19 protein-coding genes and 1 other RNA gene are annotated in these 17411 nt (G+C 45.8%); 11 read left to right on the top strand and 9 right to left on the bottom strand.

Features of this window, described 5'->3' with window-relative positions:
• The first annotated feature begins 18 nt into the window (after positions 1-18).
• Together BUA17_RS00440 and BUA17_RS00435 are read left to right on the top strand one after the other, a co-directional pair.
• On the top strand, positions 19-447 hold the full coding sequence (locus tag BUA17_RS00440) for a MerR family transcriptional regulator (protein WP_063564944.1): 429 nt from the start codon (positions 19-21) through the stop codon (positions 445-447).
• A 29-nt stretch (positions 448-476) separates the two neighbouring features.
• Positions 477-1157: a zinc metallopeptidase gene (locus BUA17_RS00435; RefSeq protein WP_063564795.1), complete on the top strand. Its 681-nt coding sequence runs from the start codon at positions 477-479 to the stop codon at positions 1155-1157.
• A gap of 34 nt (positions 1158-1191) precedes the next feature.
• On the opposite strand, the gene BUA17_RS00430 is transcribed toward BUA17_RS00435, so the two are convergent.
• Both BUA17_RS00430 and BUA17_RS00425 read right to left on the bottom strand, forming a co-directional pair.
• Positions 1192-2103 carry a glutamate biosynthesis transcriptional regulator GltC gene (locus tag BUA17_RS00430; RefSeq protein WP_024629242.1) on the bottom strand — a complete coding sequence of 304 codons (912 nt, stop codon included), beginning with the start codon at positions 2101-2103 and terminating at the stop codon, positions 1192-1194.
• A gap of 70 nt (positions 2104-2173) precedes the next feature.
• Positions 2174-2800, bottom strand: coding sequence for a rhomboid family intramembrane serine protease (locus BUA17_RS00425; protein ID WP_063564796.1), 627 nt, complete (start codon positions 2798-2800; stop codon positions 2174-2176).
• A gap of 148 nt (positions 2801-2948) precedes the next feature.
• Between BUA17_RS00425 and tpx the strand changes: the two genes are divergently transcribed.
• Positions 2949-3467 carry a thiol peroxidase gene (gene tpx / locus BUA17_RS00420; protein ID WP_063564797.1) on the top strand — a complete coding sequence of 173 codons (519 nt, stop codon included), beginning with the start codon at positions 2949-2951 and terminating at the stop codon, positions 3465-3467.
• A 73-nt stretch (positions 3468-3540) separates the two neighbouring features.
• Here the strand turns inward: tpx and BUA17_RS00415 are convergent, their stop codons facing one another.
• From BUA17_RS00415 to BUA17_RS00400, 4 genes are all read right to left on the bottom strand, one after another.
• Complete coding sequence (locus BUA17_RS00415) at positions 3541-3933, bottom strand: DUF1499 domain-containing protein (RefSeq protein WP_024629239.1); 393 nt, start codon at positions 3931-3933, stop codon at positions 3541-3543.
• A 186-nt stretch (positions 3934-4119) separates the two neighbouring features.
• Positions 4120-4311: non-coding RNA, 6S RNA (gene ssrS / locus BUA17_RS00410), on the bottom strand.
• Between the two features lie 51 nt (positions 4312-4362).
• Positions 4363-5199 (bottom strand): YesL family protein, encoded by an 837-nt coding sequence (locus BUA17_RS00405; protein WP_063564798.1) that lies wholly within the window; start codon positions 5197-5199, stop codon positions 4363-4365.
• A 183-nt stretch (positions 5200-5382) separates the two neighbouring features.
• Entirely contained in the window at positions 5383-6975 is a 1593-nt protein-coding gene (locus BUA17_RS00400) for a degradosome RNA helicase CshA (protein WP_063564799.1), read from the bottom strand.
• Between the two features lie 305 nt (positions 6976-7280).
• Here BUA17_RS00400 and BUA17_RS00395 point away from each other — a divergent pair, with 305 nt between their 5' ends.
• The 4 genes from BUA17_RS00395 to BUA17_RS00380 all read left to right on the top strand — a co-directional run bounded on the left by BUA17_RS00395 (position 7281) and on the right by BUA17_RS00380 (position 11374).
• Positions 7281-8102 carry a YitT family protein gene (locus BUA17_RS00395; RefSeq protein WP_063564800.1) on the top strand — a complete coding sequence of 274 codons (822 nt, stop codon included), beginning with the start codon at positions 7281-7283 and terminating at the stop codon, positions 8100-8102.
• Between the two features lie 175 nt (positions 8103-8277).
• Positions 8278-8466, top strand: a complete 189-nt coding sequence (locus tag BUA17_RS00390) for a hypothetical protein (RefSeq protein ID WP_170867818.1) — start codon at positions 8278-8280, stop codon at positions 8464-8466.
• A 161-nt stretch (positions 8467-8627) separates the two neighbouring features.
• Positions 8628-9809 carry a putative glycoside hydrolase gene (locus tag BUA17_RS00385; RefSeq protein WP_072732303.1) on the top strand — a complete coding sequence of 394 codons (1182 nt, stop codon included), beginning with the start codon at positions 8628-8630 and terminating at the stop codon, positions 9807-9809.
• A 203-nt stretch (positions 9810-10012) separates the two neighbouring features.
• Complete coding sequence (locus tag BUA17_RS00380; protein ID WP_063564945.1) at positions 10013-11374, top strand: MATE family efflux transporter; 1362 nt, start codon at positions 10013-10015, stop codon at positions 11372-11374.
• A gap of 81 nt (positions 11375-11455) precedes the next feature.
• Here the strand turns inward: BUA17_RS00380 and pfkA are convergent, their stop codons facing one another.
• Both pfkA and BUA17_RS00370 read right to left on the bottom strand, forming a co-directional pair.
• A complete protein-coding gene (gene pfkA / locus BUA17_RS00375; RefSeq protein WP_053783630.1) occupies positions 11456-12427 on the bottom strand; it encodes a 6-phosphofructokinase in 972 nt (323 codons plus the stop codon).
• A 54-nt stretch (positions 12428-12481) separates the two neighbouring features.
• Complete coding sequence (locus BUA17_RS00370; protein WP_170867762.1) at positions 12482-13561, bottom strand: tetraprenyl-beta-curcumene synthase family protein; 1080 nt, start codon at positions 13559-13561, stop codon at positions 12482-12484.
• A gap of 179 nt (positions 13562-13740) precedes the next feature.
• On the opposite strand from BUA17_RS00370, the gene BUA17_RS00365 reads away from it, so the two are divergent.
• Together BUA17_RS00365 and BUA17_RS00360 are read left to right on the top strand one after the other, a co-directional pair.
• Positions 13741-15081: a hypothetical protein gene (locus BUA17_RS00365; RefSeq protein WP_063564873.1), complete on the top strand. Its 1341-nt coding sequence runs from the start codon at positions 13741-13743 to the stop codon at positions 15079-15081.
• 36 nt (positions 15082-15117) lie between these two features.
• Positions 15118-16287: an MFS transporter gene (locus BUA17_RS00360; RefSeq protein WP_072732302.1), complete on the top strand. Its 1170-nt coding sequence runs from the start codon at positions 15118-15120 to the stop codon at positions 16285-16287.
• Positions 16288-16435: 148 nt separating this feature from the next.
• Here BUA17_RS00360 and BUA17_RS00355 read toward each other — a convergent pair whose 3' ends face one another.
• Complete coding sequence (locus BUA17_RS00355) at positions 16436-16633, bottom strand: cold shock domain-containing protein (protein ID WP_017689394.1); 198 nt, start codon at positions 16631-16633, stop codon at positions 16436-16438.
• Positions 16634-16796: 163 nt separating this feature from the next.
• On the opposite strand from BUA17_RS00355, the gene BUA17_RS00350 reads away from it, so the two are divergent.
• Positions 16797-17030, top strand: a complete 234-nt coding sequence (locus BUA17_RS00350; RefSeq protein WP_024629225.1) for a hypothetical protein — start codon at positions 16797-16799, stop codon at positions 17028-17030.
• A 3-nt stretch (positions 17031-17033) separates the two neighbouring features.
• Positions 17034-17219, top strand: a complete 186-nt coding sequence (locus BUA17_RS00345; RefSeq protein ID WP_024629224.1) for a hypothetical protein — start codon at positions 17034-17036, stop codon at positions 17217-17219.
• Positions 17220-17411 lie beyond the last annotated feature (192 nt).

The following is a 17411-nucleotide window of genomic DNA, read 5'->3' as shown; positions in this document are numbered from 1 at the left end:
GTGAATATCATTGGGGATATGAAATTGTTTCGGATTGGCGAACTTGCCAAAACTGCAGGTGTGAGCGAACGGACGATTGATTATTACACAAAGCTCGGTCTCATCGCTCCTGAAGAGCGCACAGAAAAAAACTATCGTCTTTATAGTAATGAAACTTTAACCAGGCTCGAACGTATTGTACACATGAAACAAGAGAAATATAGTCTCGACGAGATTAAACAATCTCTTGAGAAGTGGAGTCTGGTGAGCACGGAAGAACAGGTTGCCAGCAAACTGACAACATTGGAGCTCCACGTGCAACAGCTGGAGCGAGAGGTGAATGAGCTTAAACCGCTGCTAGGCGAGATGAAACCTGTACAAGCACGCAAGATGATGGCCGGACTGCTCACCAAAAGTGCTGGTACGATGGAAGCTTTGAAAATCTTGCTTGAGAACACCATGATGTAGCTTATTATTTAGAAAGCGGAGGAATGAATATGAGTTTTAATAACGGTATGTTCGTTTTGATCATTATCGCCTTTTTGCTCTCCTTATGGGCGCAATTTCGCGTTAAGAGTACATTCAATCGTTGGTCTAATGTTAAAAACCTGAATGGAATGACCGGTTACGATGCTGCCCGTCACATGCTTGATTCCAATGGCCTACACGACGTCCCTATTGAACCCGTGCGTGGAGCACTCTCCGATCACTACGATCCAATCAATCGTGTCGTAAGGTTGTCTGAGCCTGTATATTATGAAAATTCAATCTCAGCTGTCTCCGTTGCGTGTCACGAAGTTGGCCATGCGATCCAGCACAAGGAAAGTTATCCGATGTTGGCACTACGTCACCGGATTTTCCCGATCGTCAACTTTGCATCCGGACTTGCGCCCTTCTTGCTCATTGCCGGATTCATCTTTAATGCAATGAACCTTGTCGGTATTGGTATTATTTTCTTCTCCGTAACCGTTGCGTTCCAACTCATTACGTTGCCGGTTGAGTTTAATGCTAGTAATCGCGCAAGAGAGATTATGGTATCGGAAGGTTATATCCGGAACGAAGAAGAAAGAGGCGTCGCCAAAGTATTGAATGCCGCAGCATTAACTTACGTCGCTGCAGCGTTAATCTCATTGCTGGAACTGGTTCGTTACATCGGAATTTTCAATAGCCGCGACTAATTCAATACAAAAACAAAAAAACAATACCCCACCGTTAATCGGATGGGGTATTGTTTTGCTGTAAACCGAAATAATTAAGCAAGAATGAACGAAATGACTGCGCAACAAGCGGAAGCTTGTCATCCGCTCGATGGATCAACCCAATCGTACGCGTGACTTTGGGATGAGAAATGGCTACATGTGCCGGTTGCAGCGGATTCGTCTGGAAAAGCGCCATTTCTGGCAGTAAACTCACTCCCATACCAGCAGCAACCAGCCCACGAATGGTATCCGTCTCTTCACCCTCAAAAGCAATCTTGGGCGTAAACCCTGCTTCAAGACATGCGTGCCAAACAATCGGACGCAGAGAATACCCTTTACTGAATAATACAAACTTATCATCTTTAAGTTGCTCTAACGCAATGCTCTCTTCACCAGCCAATGGATGATTGGGCGGAAGGATTGCATGCAGTTCTTCCGTAAGCACAATGTCACCATCTACCTGGTCGTGCTTTTCCGGAAATGGAGATATAAATGCCAAGTCCACTTCAGCCGATAACACATCACGAATGAGCGTTGGGAACATGCCTTGCTTGAATCTGAATTTGACGTTAGGATAACGCTGACGGAACGCTGCTACAACCGAAGGAATCAAGTGAATACCGAGACTATGAGGAAAACCGATACGAATTTCACCATGCTCCGGGTCGAGAAACTCATGAACCTCCCCGACCGCTTTGTCCAGATCTTTCAATATACCTTCAACCCGTTTGCAAAAGAGCTGCCCAACGGCGGTCAACTGCAGATTTCGCCCTTTTTGCATAAAGAGGTCTACTCCCAGTTCTTCCTCCAGCTGATGAATCTGACGACTCACCGCAGACTGCGCTACGTGCAATTCCTCCGCCGCCTGCGTAACATGCTCCTTCTGTGCCACTTTCAAAAAGTAATGCAACTGTCTTAATTCCACTGCCACTGATCTCTCCAATCTGCTATACCCTACTTATCCTTGATTGCATTCCGTCTTCAGATCAATCCGACTACTGCTTAAAGCTGCGGGGTTTCCACAAGCGGATGAGAAGTCCATAAATGAAGAATCCACCTAACAACCCACCCAAATGCGCCATCCAGTTAATGCCTGTCATGGCAAAGGAAAAAATAATTCCGAATACAAGCAGTGTATACAACGTTTTACGTGAGGTCTCGTCCATCATTGTCCGCTGGAACAAAGCTACATACAGAAACGCACCATAGATTGCATAGATTGCTCCTGAAGCACCCACCGAGATTGTCGTCGCTCCAACCGAGTTATACCACGCAACAGCCAGAATGTTGCCCAGAATGCCTCCACCCAAGTACAACACACCATATCTTACCGACCCAAGCAGCCGTTCCATTGGTGGTGCAAATACGATGAGAGCAAAGCTGTTAAACAACAAATGACTGAAACCAGCATGCAAGAACATGGACGTAATGTAACGCCACCAATCTGCTGCAAATAACTCGTGGTTAACAAGCGCTCCAAACTTAAGCAACGTCATACTGTTTGTGGAACCACCGTTCAAACTCAATACAATAAACATAACAACATTGGCAATTAAAAGAATCGACGTCAAAGGAAAAAATTTCAAATAACTTTTCCAGTTCTCATACCTTATAAATATCATAAGTTTCTGCTTTCACTCCACCCTGTTCAGATCGGCCTGTAAGTCTGACCCATTCTAATGATCCTTCGTCCGAATTGGACAATGCCTTTCATAAAAGATTATAATGGATTTTGGCACGGATCACCAACTTATAAGGAGGAACATTATTATGGCACAAGAACGTACAGGCGCAGCCACCTTTAAAGGCAACCCTATTACATTGATCGGACCCGAATTGAAAGTGGGCGATCAAGCACCCGATTTTACACTGAGTAAAAACCTGGTTGAAGATGCATCCTTGAAAGACTTCGCAGGTAAAATCAAATTAATCAGCGTTGTTCCTTCACTGGATACTGGCGTATGCGATGCCCAAACCCGTCGCTTCAACGTTGAAGCAGGAGATCTTGGAGACAATGTTGTCGTATTGACAGTAAGCGTTGACCTCCCATTTGCACAAGCACGCTGGTGTGGAGCAGCCGGAGTTGATCGCGTCGTAACACTGTCTGATTACAAAACACGTTCATTCGGTGAAGACTACGGTGTTCTGATCAAAGAATTCCAATTGGACATGCGCTCCATCTTCGTGCTGGATGCTGAAGACCGAATTACATATGTGGAATATCTGCCTGAAATGACAGACTCCCCTAACTTCGAGCAAGCGATTTCCGCTGTAAAAGCCTTGCTGTAAAAGGTAGTTCACGTTCAGAACAAAAGCGAGGAAGGTTAACCTTCTCTCGCTTTTTGTTATTCACCCATCTATTTCAATCATTTGACTTATACTTACTTAGCTTCTTATCCAATACGGAGAACAAGTTCATGATCGTGCGATAATTAGAACCCAGATCTCCAAGTGAACCACGTGAAGCCGAATACATATCGACCGCACTGCGTACAGGACTTACCGATATAATGGAAACCGTAATATCCATCGTCCGTCCAAAGGTAGTCCGCTTCTCCAGTATGACCTCTCCTACAGAAGGCACTTCATGCAGCACTTTATAACCCGGAATTTTTTTGAGTGTCGAAGAAACCTCTTCCCAGGCTCTGTCTTTGGATAAGTTATAATACCGTGTTTTTAATTTGGGATCCTTGGCTCGATCGCTGGTTCCCTCCATGCTGCGGATGATACCGACGAGCGTTCTCTTTAAGGTCAAGACCCTTCCTCCTTTGAATGTAACCGTTCCATTTATGTATACTAGTGTAACATTGTTCATGTAGTAACAAAAGGGCAAGCGACACTTTTAACAAAATACAGCCTATTCAACAAAATAAGCTCAAATAAAAAGCACCCTGAAATTCCTCGATTAGAGGAAAGAGTCAGGGTGCTGTACATGATAAAATAGGAACCCGCCTATGCCGTCCGGCTACATTGTCTTATGAACCTGCTTGGCAGGTGGGTGGCCGCAAAAATGTTTTTTGAAGTCCCCATGTCATATAGACAGGGCGTTTCAGCAACATTCTGTATTGATCTCCCGAAGACATCATCATTGGTTCAAAACAACGAATAACCGAAACGTACATCGCAGGATGTACAATTATTATATCCCTAACTGTGTAAAAAGTAAATGGTGACAGCTCATGTTTTATTTTTGGAGATTATCGTGTTTTTCGTCAGATGATTTAAGCTCAGATGGTTCAGCCGTCTCTATCGTCTCAACTGACTCCCCTGCCTGTTCAGCGGCTTGTGCAGCTTCCTCTTCTTCTTTCTTCAGCTGCATCTTCTCCATCTGCTCCTGCATCTTATTAAACGTTGCGTAGAAGTTGAAGAAAGCAAACCAGGCAACAATACTAATAATGAAGAAGATGAACAAGACCGGATAACGAAAACCGATATAGAACAACAATCCACTTCCCAACAACGTGGAAAATACACGGAATGGTCTAATCAGCGTCAATAGAACCGCATTTTTGATAATCAATCCGATGGACATGTGGTAATGTACAACCATCGAGAAGAAGTTAAAGAGAGAAACAAAGAGCAGCAGCAACAGTACGAGCATAATAATTCCAACCAGCTGCATATTCTTGAATTGTGTCATGTATACTGTGTAATCCAGATACATGATGGCAAACAGCAATGTATAGAAGATGCCTCCGATTAAACTCTGCTTGTAGTTCTCTTTGTAACCTACAAAGAAAGTACGGAAGATCGGCACGTCCGTATCACCCATATTCCATTTACGAACAACCGTAAACAGCGCCGACGTTGCCGGAAATAGTGTAAGCGGTGCCACAATGGCTATAGCCCAGTTCATTTGTAGTGATTCGTTAGCCAGGTTCTGCTGCATCACGAGCAGTTTCATAAACAAGAAAAACAAGAACGGAGACGAACAAATAGCCCACAACAGATTGGTTGCGGCAAGTCTCGTAATCCACTCTGTAAGTCGGTAGATCCCACCCATAGCTCCTTTAAATTCCAAACAATTCTCCTCCTCCGCAGCCTTGCGTCTAGCCTTAATTCTAATAATATTAATATACCTTATTATAGATAGGAAAAGCCAGCCCTTCCCGAAAAGAGATCGACGGCTCACTGGTTTGGCATAATCTGCACATAAAAAAATGGAGCAGTCGCCCTGCCCCATTTTCCAGTTCACACTTGTATATTATTCGAAAGAAGAATCTTTGGCAGGACGACGTCCTTCGTTGTTGCTTGGACGCGGTTTGCGGTCACGGTTGTAACCACCTTCTCTGCTTCCACTTCCACTTCCAGTTCCACTGCTGTTACGATCGCGGTTGTATCCACCACGTCCGCCGCCACTGCTGTTGCGATCACGGTTGTAACTACCGCCACCACCACTGCTGCTGCGGTTGCCGCTGTAACCAGATGGTTTGCGTCCGCCAGAGCGAACATCCGGTTTACGACGTTTTGCACGGATCGGATCTTCAGGAGTCAGATCAACTTGAGCATCTTTTTTGTCACCTGTCAGGAGCTTCAGAGCAGCTGACAACAGTTGAACAGAATCATATTGCTCAAGCATTTGAATCGCGATACCTTTGTATTCGTTCAGTTCGCCAGATTGTACGATTTCGAGCAAACGCTCAGCTGTCAAACGTTGTTTTCCTTCTACAGCCTCAGCCATTGTTGGCAGTGGTTTGCGCGGAATACGGTGACGTGTTACACGCTCGATAAAGTGCAGGTGGTCGATCTCACGCGGAGTAACGAAAGACCATGCAGCACCCTCTTTACCCGCACGACCTGTACGGCCGATACGGTGAACATAGCTCTCCGGATCTTGCGGAAGGTCAAAGTTCACAACGTGAGTTACGCCGGATACATCGAGACCACGTGCAGCCACGTCTGTTGCAACGAGAACGTCAATGCTGCCGTCACGGAACTTACGCATTACCGCATCACGTTGATTCTGGGACAAGTCACCATGAAGACCGTCTGCAGAATATCCACGTTTTTGCAAAGCTTCAGCCAATTCGTCAACACGACGTTTTGTACGTCCGAATACGATCGCCAGCTCAGGAGATTCCATATCCAACAAACGGCTAAGTGCTTCGAATTTTTGACGCTCAGGTACTTCGATATAAGATTGGTCAATCAATGGTGCACTAACATGTTTCGGGATCACAGAAATGTGCTCAGGATTGTTCAAGAATTGTTGTGCCAATTTTTGAATGTTAGGAGGCATTGTTGCTGAGAACAGCATTGTTTGGCGCTCGTCTGGAACTTGTTTCAGGATGGATTGAATATCCTCCATGAAACCCATGTCGAGCATTTCATCTGCTTCATCCAATACAACAGTTTGTACATCATCAAGTTTGATTGTTTTGCGGTTGATGTGGTCAAGGAGACGTCCAGGTGTACCAATAATAATCTGTGGTTTTCTTTTCAATGCACGAATCTGACGAACGATATCTTGTCCGCCGTAGATTGGCAGGGAGCGCAGACCTTTGAAGCGAGTGAGTTTTTCGATTTCTTCAGCAACTTGGATTGCAAGTTCACGTGTAGGTGCCATAATGAGGGCGCGGATTTTCTCGTCACTTTTAGTGATTTTGCTGATCAACGGAATACCGAATGCAGCTGTTTTACCCGTACCTGTTTGTGCTTGACCAATCAAATCTCTGCCTTCGAGTGCCAAAGGAATCGCTTTGGATTGGATCGGTGTTGCTTCTTCAAACCCGAGCTCAGTGATGGCTTGCAGCACCAGTGGTTCAAGATTGAAATCTGTGAAATTTAAATTTGTCAAAATTATTCATGCTCCTTTTATATGGTGGACATGGTGGACAATCCACTTTGTTGTCTGTATTCTTAAGTAGCGTTAATATTTATAGGGTATCCCATCAAGCCAAATTATTTTCACGAACGAATATAATTCCATGAATGGGTCCCAAACATAAGACTAAAACTACATACATGTGTTTGAAACATTTCAAAATTTTATTGCTCCATTTAGGAAAAGTTTCCTACTCAAGAATATCCACAAATTATTATATCACAAAACAATTCAAGATTACCAGCAATCTGGCTTTAAATATAAATGAGGTGATTAAATTGCCCAAAATGATTTGGCACTTTTTAGTGATCGTATTGGGTGCTGCAGCTATTGCCTGCGGCTTCAACTGGTTTTTGGTTCCCCATCAGCTTCTTAGCGGCGGGGTATCCGGTATTTCCATGCTTCTCGGCTATTTTACGAATTTGAATCTTAGTATAATGTATTTTGTTCTGAACATCCCTCTGCTCATTGCAGGTTGGTTTATTCTTGGACGACGCTTCATTACATTAAGTATTGTTTCGGTAGCAGCCACTTCATGGTTCATCGCGCTTCTGCCTGTTTTTGCTGTGGCAACAGACCCCCTTCTGAGCTGTGTATTTGGCGGCGTGTTAGTGGGACTAGGTACCGGAGTTTCTTTCCGAGTCGGCGGCTCGACGGGCGGGCTGGACATTGTTGGTTCCATTTTCACCCGTAATCGTGATTTCCCGATTGGTACGGTAATGGCTGGCATGAACGGAGCCATTATTATGCTGGCAGGATATCTGAATGATGACTGGAACATCGCGCTTGCCTCCATGGTATCGATTTATATCACAGGTAAAGTGCTGGATCTGATTCATATCAGCCATGTCAAAGTCACATTGTACATTATTACCAATGAAACCGAAGCGATGTTGAAAAAATTGCTTGTTCGCCCTCGTGGGGTCACCAAAATCAAAACCCAGGGAGCATATACAGACATCGAAAAGGACATGTTAATGACAGTGACTACTCGCTACGAACTCGTTGAAATCAAACGAATTATCAAGGAAACGGATCCGAACGCCTTTGTTAATATTGTGGAAACGGTTGGAGTTATGGGCTCTTTCCGCCGAAGTTGAGACAGATGTACGGTTAACAATTCTAAACATTGTGGTATAATAACGTTGTACGGCTCCTAAATATGTTGTATAGCAGAATGTGCCCTTCAATTTCACAGAACCATGTGCTTTTCCGAATCGCGCCGAATGACTTACCATTTTGGAATTCGAGTAGGGAAGGGTGATTATTGTGGATATGGAAACGGTAAAACTGTTTGAAATCGTCAACAAATGGTGCCCGGAAATGCTCCCTTTCTTAAAACCGAATGAGCTCGACTCACTGATTGTTCTCCGGGATGGGCTGGGCATCCTGGAACAGGGAGACGCAATGGAAATCATTCAGTACAGTATTTGTGAGCATCAAAATGAGATCTACATTCAATAATTTTTTTAGATTGATCACGCCGCTTCTTGTGGGGGTTACCCCTCAACAGGAAGCGGTTTTCATTTTCCCCATGTGTTTCATCACTTGAATAATATGGTTAAAAGCCCAGAGGCTTTATTGTATAATTCAAACATGGAATGCACATAGGGGAGTGGAAATGAATGAACATGTTTTGGGCTTTACTGGCTATGGCCTGGGGAACCTTCAGTGGTACACCAGCTACAGCTGATCAAGGGAATCAACCCTTTCAATCATTAACAAACAGTTTCAACACCGCCATCATTCAATCTCAAAAAGATCAAGTCGTTATTGATGCGGATAAACCACCTGCCAAAATTGACCCACAACCCGATGCACCCGTTGTCAAAGGCATCTATGTGACGGCTTACAGCGCCGGTGGTGCACGGATGACATCATTACTCGATCTAATGGATAACACAGAGCTCAATTCCATGGTCATTGATATCAAGGACGATCTCGGATACATAACTTACCCTACGGAGAACAAGACGTTACAGGAAATGGGCAAATCTCAGCCTTTTATCCGTGATATTGATGCCTTGATGAAACGTCTGCAAAAACATGATGTTTACCCGATCGCACGAGTGGTAGTATTTAAGGATACGATTCTCGCCAAGAAAAATCCGGAGCTCTCTTTCCGCAATAAGGACGGTTCTGTATGGGCCAATGGTAAAGGCGACAGCTTCGTGAATCCCTACAGCAAGGAAGTATGGGATTACAATATAGAGATTGCCAAGGAAGCTGCTAAATTGGGATTTAAGGAAATCCAGTTCGACTATGTTCGTTTTCCGGAAGGTTTTGAAACGCGTGCAGACGCATTGAAATACACCAAGTCTGAAAAGTCCCGGGTCGACATTGTAGCCGAATTCGTGCAGTATGCACGCAAGGAGCTCGCACCGCTGGGTGTTCGAGTCTCGGTTGATATATTCGGTTACGCCGCCTCTGTTCCAGCAGCCGAGGGTATTGGACAGGATTTTGTGAAGATATCTGAAAACGTGGATGTCATCTCGCCGATGGTTTACCCAAGTCACTACTCCACCGGCTGGTACGGTGTGAAGGACCCTGACAAAGATCCCTATACAACCATCAAAGGCTCCATGAAAGATACACATAAGAAACTGGATCCAACCAAGGAGCTGAAACCCGTTATCCGCCCATGGATTCAGGACTTTACAGCGAGCTGGTTAGGCAGTGGACATTACATCAAATACGGCAAAAAACAGGTAGAGGACCAAATTCGCGCGATGAAAGACATGGATGTGGATGAGTACCTGCTCTGGAATGCCTCCAATCGATATACACCAGATGTAAACTATAAATAATACACTCTTTTTTGTTCACTTTACTCCAATAACCTCGTTCCATATTCTCTGGAACGAGGTTTTTTACTATGCTCTCAACCTTACCTTCCACACAACCACGTTCCCCTCCCTATTCAAATCGGGCAAAATCTACTACAATAAATAGCTGTCCGTACATGACAGTTTAGTGATAACTCTTAAGAAGTGAGGCACTGCCAGTGAACATGACCACCACCAGCTTTTCTCAAAAAGTAAAGCAATTCCTGATTATATTTCTACCCATCTTCACCACACAAATCGCCCTCTCTGCCATGTCGTTTTTCGATACCAATATGTCAGGCAAGTTCTCCCCTGCTGATCTCGCGGGTGTCGCCATTGGCACAAGTCTGTGGTTGCCGGTGCAGACAGGACTAAGTGGTATTCTGATTGGCATTACACCTGTCGTCTCCCACCTGCTCGGTTCGAAGCGTAATGACAAGATTGGTCATAGCGTCATTCAAGCCTTATATCTCGGTGTGGCGGTCGGAATCGTCGTTCTTGCAGCAGGCACATTGCTGCTCAGTCCGATTCTAAACGGAATGCCTTTGGAGCCCCGAGTTGCCCAAGTCGCCTTCTATTTCCTGTGTGCTTTGGCTTTTGGGGTTATCCCCCTTTTCGGCTACACTGTGCTGCGGAGTTTTATGGATGCACTGGGACAGACACGGATCACCATGATGATTACGCTGGTTTCGCTGCCAGTAAACATCTTCCTGAACTATTTACTTATCTTCGGACGTTGGGGCTTCCCACAACTGGGAGGTGTTGGAGCAGGTGTGGCTACAGCAAGTACATATTGGCTCATTTTTCTCCTCAGCCTCTTTTTCGTACACCGGATTGAGCCCTTTGCCCAATATGGTATCTTTCGGAAAATGCCCAAAATTTCATTGACCAAATGGAAAGAGCTGCTCAAGATCGGCGTTCCCATCGGTTTCGCTACTTTTTTTGAAACTTCCATCTTTGCAGCAGTCACATTATTAATGAGCCGGTTCGACACTATTACGATTGCTGCCCACCAGGCAGCCCTGAATTTCGCTTCTACGCTGTATATGCTGCCTGTGAGTATATGTATGGCCCTTACAATTCTTGTGGGCTATGAGGCGGGTGCAGGGCGTGTGAGAGACGCAAAGCAATATAGTCTCCTGGGTATCGGAGGTGCCATTGGGCTCTCTCTGTTAACAGCTGTGGTATTACTGGTATTCGGGGAACAAATTGCAGGCGTGTACTCGAATGATCACGAGGTTATTGCTTTGACACAGCATTTCCTGATTTACGCCATCTTCTTTCAAATCTCTGATGCCATTGCCACCCCAACGCAGGGAGCACTTCGGGGCTACAAGGACGTGAATCCTGCATTGATCATAACGTTTGTCGCGTACTGGATCATCGGTCTACCTGTCGGCTACATCACGGCTACGTATACTTCACTCGGTGCCTTTGGATACTGGGTTGGACTCATTGCCGGCCTCGCCGTTGGAGCAACGGCGCTTCTCTGGAGATTGTTCCTTGTGCAGAAGCAAGCCTCGGTTCGTATGGCTGAAAATAAATAATGGAAATATAACAAAAAGAGCACAGCCCGCTGTAAATCGGGACTGTGCTCTTTTTGTTTTGAACTTTTGATGATAACTGGATTATTGGGACAAACGCTGTGCAAGCTCGTAAGTCACCATATCGAAGTCTTTTTTCGTATTAACAACTTTATCAATATCGGTCAGGGTCAGTTCTCCCTTGATAATACCGCAACCTTTGTCTGTCTCACCTGCAATCAGACTGCGAACAGCGAAATCTCCAAGACGACTGGCAAGGTTACGGTCAAACGGAGTTGGCGTACCTCCACGCTGAATGTGACCCAAAACAGTTACACGTGGCTCATATGTTGGGCAGCGTTCCATCAGTTCTTTTGCTACATCCTCACCTTTGCCCACGCCTTCAGCAACGATGATGATACTGTGGCGTTTGCCATGTGCAAAGTTGGCTTTCATGCGATCTGCCACTTCGTCCATGTCAAACGGAACTTCCGGTACAAGAATCGTTTCTGCACCCGATGCGAGTCCTGCATGTAAAGCGATATCGCCACAGTGACGACCCATTACTTCAACGATGGAAGAACGTTCGTGTGAAGACATGGTATCGCGCAATTTGTTAACTGCATCTACTACTACGCTTACTGCTGTATCGAATCCGATCGTGTAATCGGTGAAAGAAACGTCATTATCAATCGTTCCCGGAAGACCCATCGTGTTGATGCCCAGCTTGCTCAGTTTGTTGGCGCCGTTGTATGAACCGTCCCCACCAATAACAACCAGCCCGTCAATGCCGCGTGCACGCAGAATGTCCGCACCTTTTTGCTGACCTTCAGCGGTATAGAATTCCTTGCAGCGTGCCGATTGCAGAACCGTTCCCCCACGCTGGATGATATCCCCTACACTCCGCAAGTCCATTGGGAAAATATCGTTATTCAAAAGACCCTGGTATCCACGTTGAACCCCGTACACTTCGAGACCGTGAAACAGTCCGCTGCGAACAACCGCACGAACAGCCGCGTTCATCCCTTGTGAATCACCACCGCTCGTTAAAACTGCGATTTTCTTTACTGCTGTCATGATGTTTCTTCCTCCTCTAGTTTCACTTCAGGCTCCCACCACAATACGCCTGACTTACATATGCTTACGAATCCAGCGGCTAAAGATAAAGAAAAATACTCTTGTCATCGGACTATTCTTCATCAAACGCTTGGAAACGACGCGAACTTCCTGTTGTTCGCTGACTTTGGGATCAGACAGGTAAATGGCAAGCAGTCCTTCGATAATCATCCGGTGAAACGCACTTCCCGGAATCTTCTGCACATCACTGCGGGCCATCTCCACAATAAAAGCAATTCGGTCCAGCATTGTCTCCACATTCTCATAATAATTGCAGAAGTTGAGATCTCCTCCGATGCGATCTTCATCCTGATCGATTAAATAATCGAGCATAATGTGCAATGCGCATACATGAGGAAAATAGGCAGTGTGGATCGAAGCCGCCTGCTCTTCTGTCAGCTGATCATCACTCGCAGCCAGAAACAGCATGAATACGCCCAGCGTAGAGCCGGTAGCGGCGGCAAATTCGTTCCAACGGAACTGAGGTGTGCGGTGACGATGTTCCGACCACCATTCCAGCAATGCCGTTTCTCTCAGTTCCGGCTTGATGTGCTTATATACCTGCAGGTCCGTGTATAGGCCTGCCAGATCCTGAATTTGAGGCTTGGCGGATGCATAGCCTGGCAGCTGACGGGTCAGCTCCTGACATGAGGTCACCAGATTCCTTAGGTATCCACCATCATCCTGCTCCTCACGGAGCGCGTAATAATTGACAGGGGTTGCTTCGGGATCTACCGCATCAAGCATTGATTGATGGAGAAGCCGAAAGTCATTCGGGTCCATCGATGTACTGCGATCACACAGATTGTCCAAATAATCACTAATAGTCTGATATGAAACGATCAGTGGAATCAGAATGTGCCTGTTCGGCAAATCAGGTAAAGCATAAACGGTCCCGCCTTCACAGTGGAACTGCTTGTCCCTGAGACTGGACAGTGCCTGATTGCGCAATTCCTCATTCGGAATTTTCTCAGCCTGGGCACGCCATCCATCCAATTCCTTCCGCGTTTCCGGAATGGTGTATTTGTACACCCCTCTCATCAATGCCAACGGTCCACGCGGATATTGATGACGATTTCGATTTGATTGGCTCAAAATAAATGTGCCTCCACTTGGTTGAATACGTATTAGAGCGATTTTTAACCAATCCTATTATAATATGATCCCCTTAATTGTACAAATGATCTCCCGCATATTCCGCACAAAAAATCGCATCCGCTTCCAAGGCTTTGTGATATACTAGGCATATTTCATCCATCAAAGGAGTCGTTGACATGACGTCAAGTGAACCACTTTCGTGGAGACGGTTATTTGCATTTTTTGTGCCGCTGGGCATATCCGCCTCTCTCGTTACCATCTCGCACGTAATCATTAACAGCACACTCGCACGTTCTGCTCATCCCGAGACGGTCATTGCCAGCTACGCTATCGCCGGTAGCCTGCTAACTCTCACCGAGCGCCCTTCAACCCTGCTGCGTCAAACCTGTTCGGCGCTGGTTCGGGATCGCCTTTCCTTTCAGGCCCTCACGTTTGTGACCAAAATATTTCTCGCTTGTGTACTTCTCATCGGATTTCTCATCGTATATTCTCCCATTGGAACAGGTGTATTCAAATATCTGTTTGGCGTAAGCCCGGATCTGTTATCCAAAGTGATCGACGTCTACGAGATTCTCATGTATGTCAGCATCTTTTCGGTCATCCGCAATATCTATCAGGGCATCATTATTACGAATAACCGTACAAAATGGCTGACGATCGGCATGTTATTCCGTCTTGCCGGCATGTATGGCCTGTCCTTGTATTTCATATATACAGACAGCATTGACAGTGGACGTGTAGGCGCTATCATTTTTGCCGCGGGTATGATGATTGAGGCTTTGGTCAGTTTTCTTGAAGGTAACAGCATCAAACGCAAGATGCCAGCCAAGTTGGAGGATCATCCCGTTGAAAACAAGGCAGACGTCTTTCGCTTTTACAAGCCGCTATTATTATCCAGTTTCGTGGCCCTGTTTATCGGACCCGTTATTAATATCGTTCTTGGCAAAACGACCGGGATTGCTCTGGCCATCTCTTCCTTTGCCGTTGCGAGTAGCCTGATGCAGCTGATGCTAAGCTTTTTTACATACATTCACCAAATCGTGCTGAATTTCTATCTTGTTGATGCCAAACTGGTGAAGAAGTTCGCACTGGTCACCGGATTTGTTCCTTTTGCCATGACCGTATCGATTGCTTACACCCCGATTGGACCGTGGGTATTGGAAAATGTAATGAGCGTTCAGGGCAATCTGCTACAGCAAAGTTTGTGGACGCTGCGTGCGTTTGTACTGTTTCCGCTGATTTCACCTTTTCTCGACTTCAGCAATGGTTTGATTCTGCTGCGCGGACAGACCAAAACGATGTTCCGCTCCCAGACGGCCAATGCCATATGTACGGTGATCGTCCTGCTCATTCTGGTCAGTATATTCCCTGCGTGGAACGGCATGATCGGTGCAGTGGCTCAATCCCTCGGACTGCTTGCCGAGCTTGTCATTGTCTGGCTTGTCATCCGGCGTACACAGAAGGAACCTACCATGTCTGTACCCTCATCCGGAAAATCATCTTCCCTCAAGGGATAATAAATTTGAACTGTAATCAAGAATGGAGCTTTCATCATGAAATCAAGTCATACCGCCCGGCCAGATCAAAACTGGCTGCGGGCACTTATGTTCACCATCTTCGGTTCCACTGTACTGGTGGTATCGTATTTCCAGCTTTACTTCAGTCATCTGGGATTCAGTCGGGCCGAAATCGGTTACCTCTACGGAATCGGTCCTCTAGTCTCCGTATTCTCCAACATGTTCTGGAGTATGGCCAGTGACCGCTACAAAACTGTACGCAAAGTGATGATCATCTTGCTTGCCGGGCAACTGATCACAGGTGTCATGCTTGCCAATGCCACAACCTTTGGTCAGGTGTTTGTACTGGTGGCCCTGTTTTACTTTTTCTACTACCCGGTTTATCCACTTTCCGATACGATGGCGATTACAACCGCGAGCAAGTATGGACGTAATTTCACTTCCATTCGTGTATTTGGCTCGATCGGATATGCGTTCTTTGCGTTAAGCATTGGATATTTTCTCGGATCTTTCGGACCGGGATGGACGATGTGGGTATGTATCGCCCTGGCCGCGACTACTCTTCTGATCGGTTTTCGATTAAAAGAGCAGCCTTCGGGCAGCAGCACTAAAATGGATCTTTCGGGTCTGTGGTCCATCTTGAAACGAAGGGATGTCCTCACCTTTTTCGGTTGCGTTTTCCTGCTCGCTCTGGGTCACCGGATGAATGAAGCCTTTCTTACCATTACGCTGAAAGATCTAGGTGCCAGTGAAGGGCTGATCGGCTGGTCCCTGTTGATCTCTTCGGTCAGTGAGATTCCAGTGTTTTTGCTGCTAAGCAGATACGGCAAACGCTACAAAGAACTTCCTTTGCTCACGATCGCTGCACTGATGTATACGATTCGCTTATTTCTGATGTCCATCTCAGATACACCCGCGGCAGTCGTTGCTATTCAGACGATGCATAGCGTGACCTTTGGCATCTTCTACGTGACTGCAGTCCGTTATATTACCCGCCTTGTTCCGGATGGCTATCGCGCCACTGGTATGGCCCTGTTCACCATTGTGTGGTCCAGCGCTTCCGGTCTGCTCAGCGGAACACTGGGAGGATTGCTGCTGGAGCATACCAACAGAAACACCTTCTATCTCACTGCGATGGCGTTTTCCCTGGCCGCACTTGTTGGATTTTCCATGAAGCTTTGGTCAAGCATGACTAGCCGCACATAAGCATCCAACAAGGATTTCCCTTATGGATCTCAACATATCAAAACATATCAAAAAAAGCACAGCCTCCCATGGGGGGGACTGCGCTTGGGTTCATATATTCAGCTAGAAGCCAATCATTTATAAGAAATCCGTTTAACCGGAAATATTCTTACAATTTGTTTACGTTAGCTGCTTGAGGACCACGGTTTCCATCAGTAATTTCGAATTCTACCGCTTGACCTTCTTCCAATGTTTTAAAGCCGTCGCCTTGGATTGCGGAGAAATGTACGAATACGTCCTCGCCGCCTTCAACTGAAATAAAGCCATAGCCTTTTTCTGCGTTAAACCATTTAACTGTACCTTTCAAATGAAAAACCTCCTAAAAATATCGCCATCTATGGCGAATACCCTTATTATACTGTATGACCTTCTACATTGCAATTTATCTTTTCCATAAAAGTCGAAAAAATTTGCTTTGAATCCAAGGGTACGGTATCATTTTACCAAAACCGTTAGTTTGGAGACTACCTATGATAAAAAAACATGAAATATACAAAACAGACAAGTGGAATATGATGACCGTAGAAGTTCAAGGCAAATATCTGGTGCTTCGTGAAATCTCGGAAGAATGGGGAGAAGAATGCCATACATTCCTCAGCCGTCCTGCGTTGATGCACTGGGCTGAACGTCGCTTCCCAAAAGAAGATTTTGAGAACCGCGAGGACGAATGGCGTCAACTGATGGCTGCCTTCAAAGGGGTCTAGCCCATGCAGCTTGACTCAAGCAATGTTGTCATCTTTATTATTCTTGCTTTTTCCCTAGGAATCGTGCTGATTCTGGGACGCAACTCCATCCCGGATCGTTTAAGACGGGGCATGGCTCTGATTGCCACCCTGCTGATTTGTTTCGCATTTTTCCTGATCGTTTACTTTTTGGTCAATATGGGAGCCTAGCTTCTTCAAATATTTCAATGCCCCTCAGGTCATACTATACGGGATTATTCGTATAGTGAGGAGGAAGGCCGTTGAAATACCGCAAATCGCTGTTCATTCTGCTGGTACTTAGTCTGATTCCTTCGTCTCTCTCCGCACAAGCGAGTGGGACGAAGGCAGCTTCGTCTATATATTCTTCACTTCATCAAAGGA

Source organism: Paenibacillus sp. ov031 (assembly GCF_900143165.1).
Taxonomy (GTDB): domain Bacteria; phylum Bacillota; class Bacilli; order Paenibacillales; family Paenibacillaceae; genus Paenibacillus; species Paenibacillus marchantiae.
The sequence above is the reverse complement of the archived record's forward strand: the minus strand, read 5'-3'. Positions and strand labels throughout refer to the sequence as shown.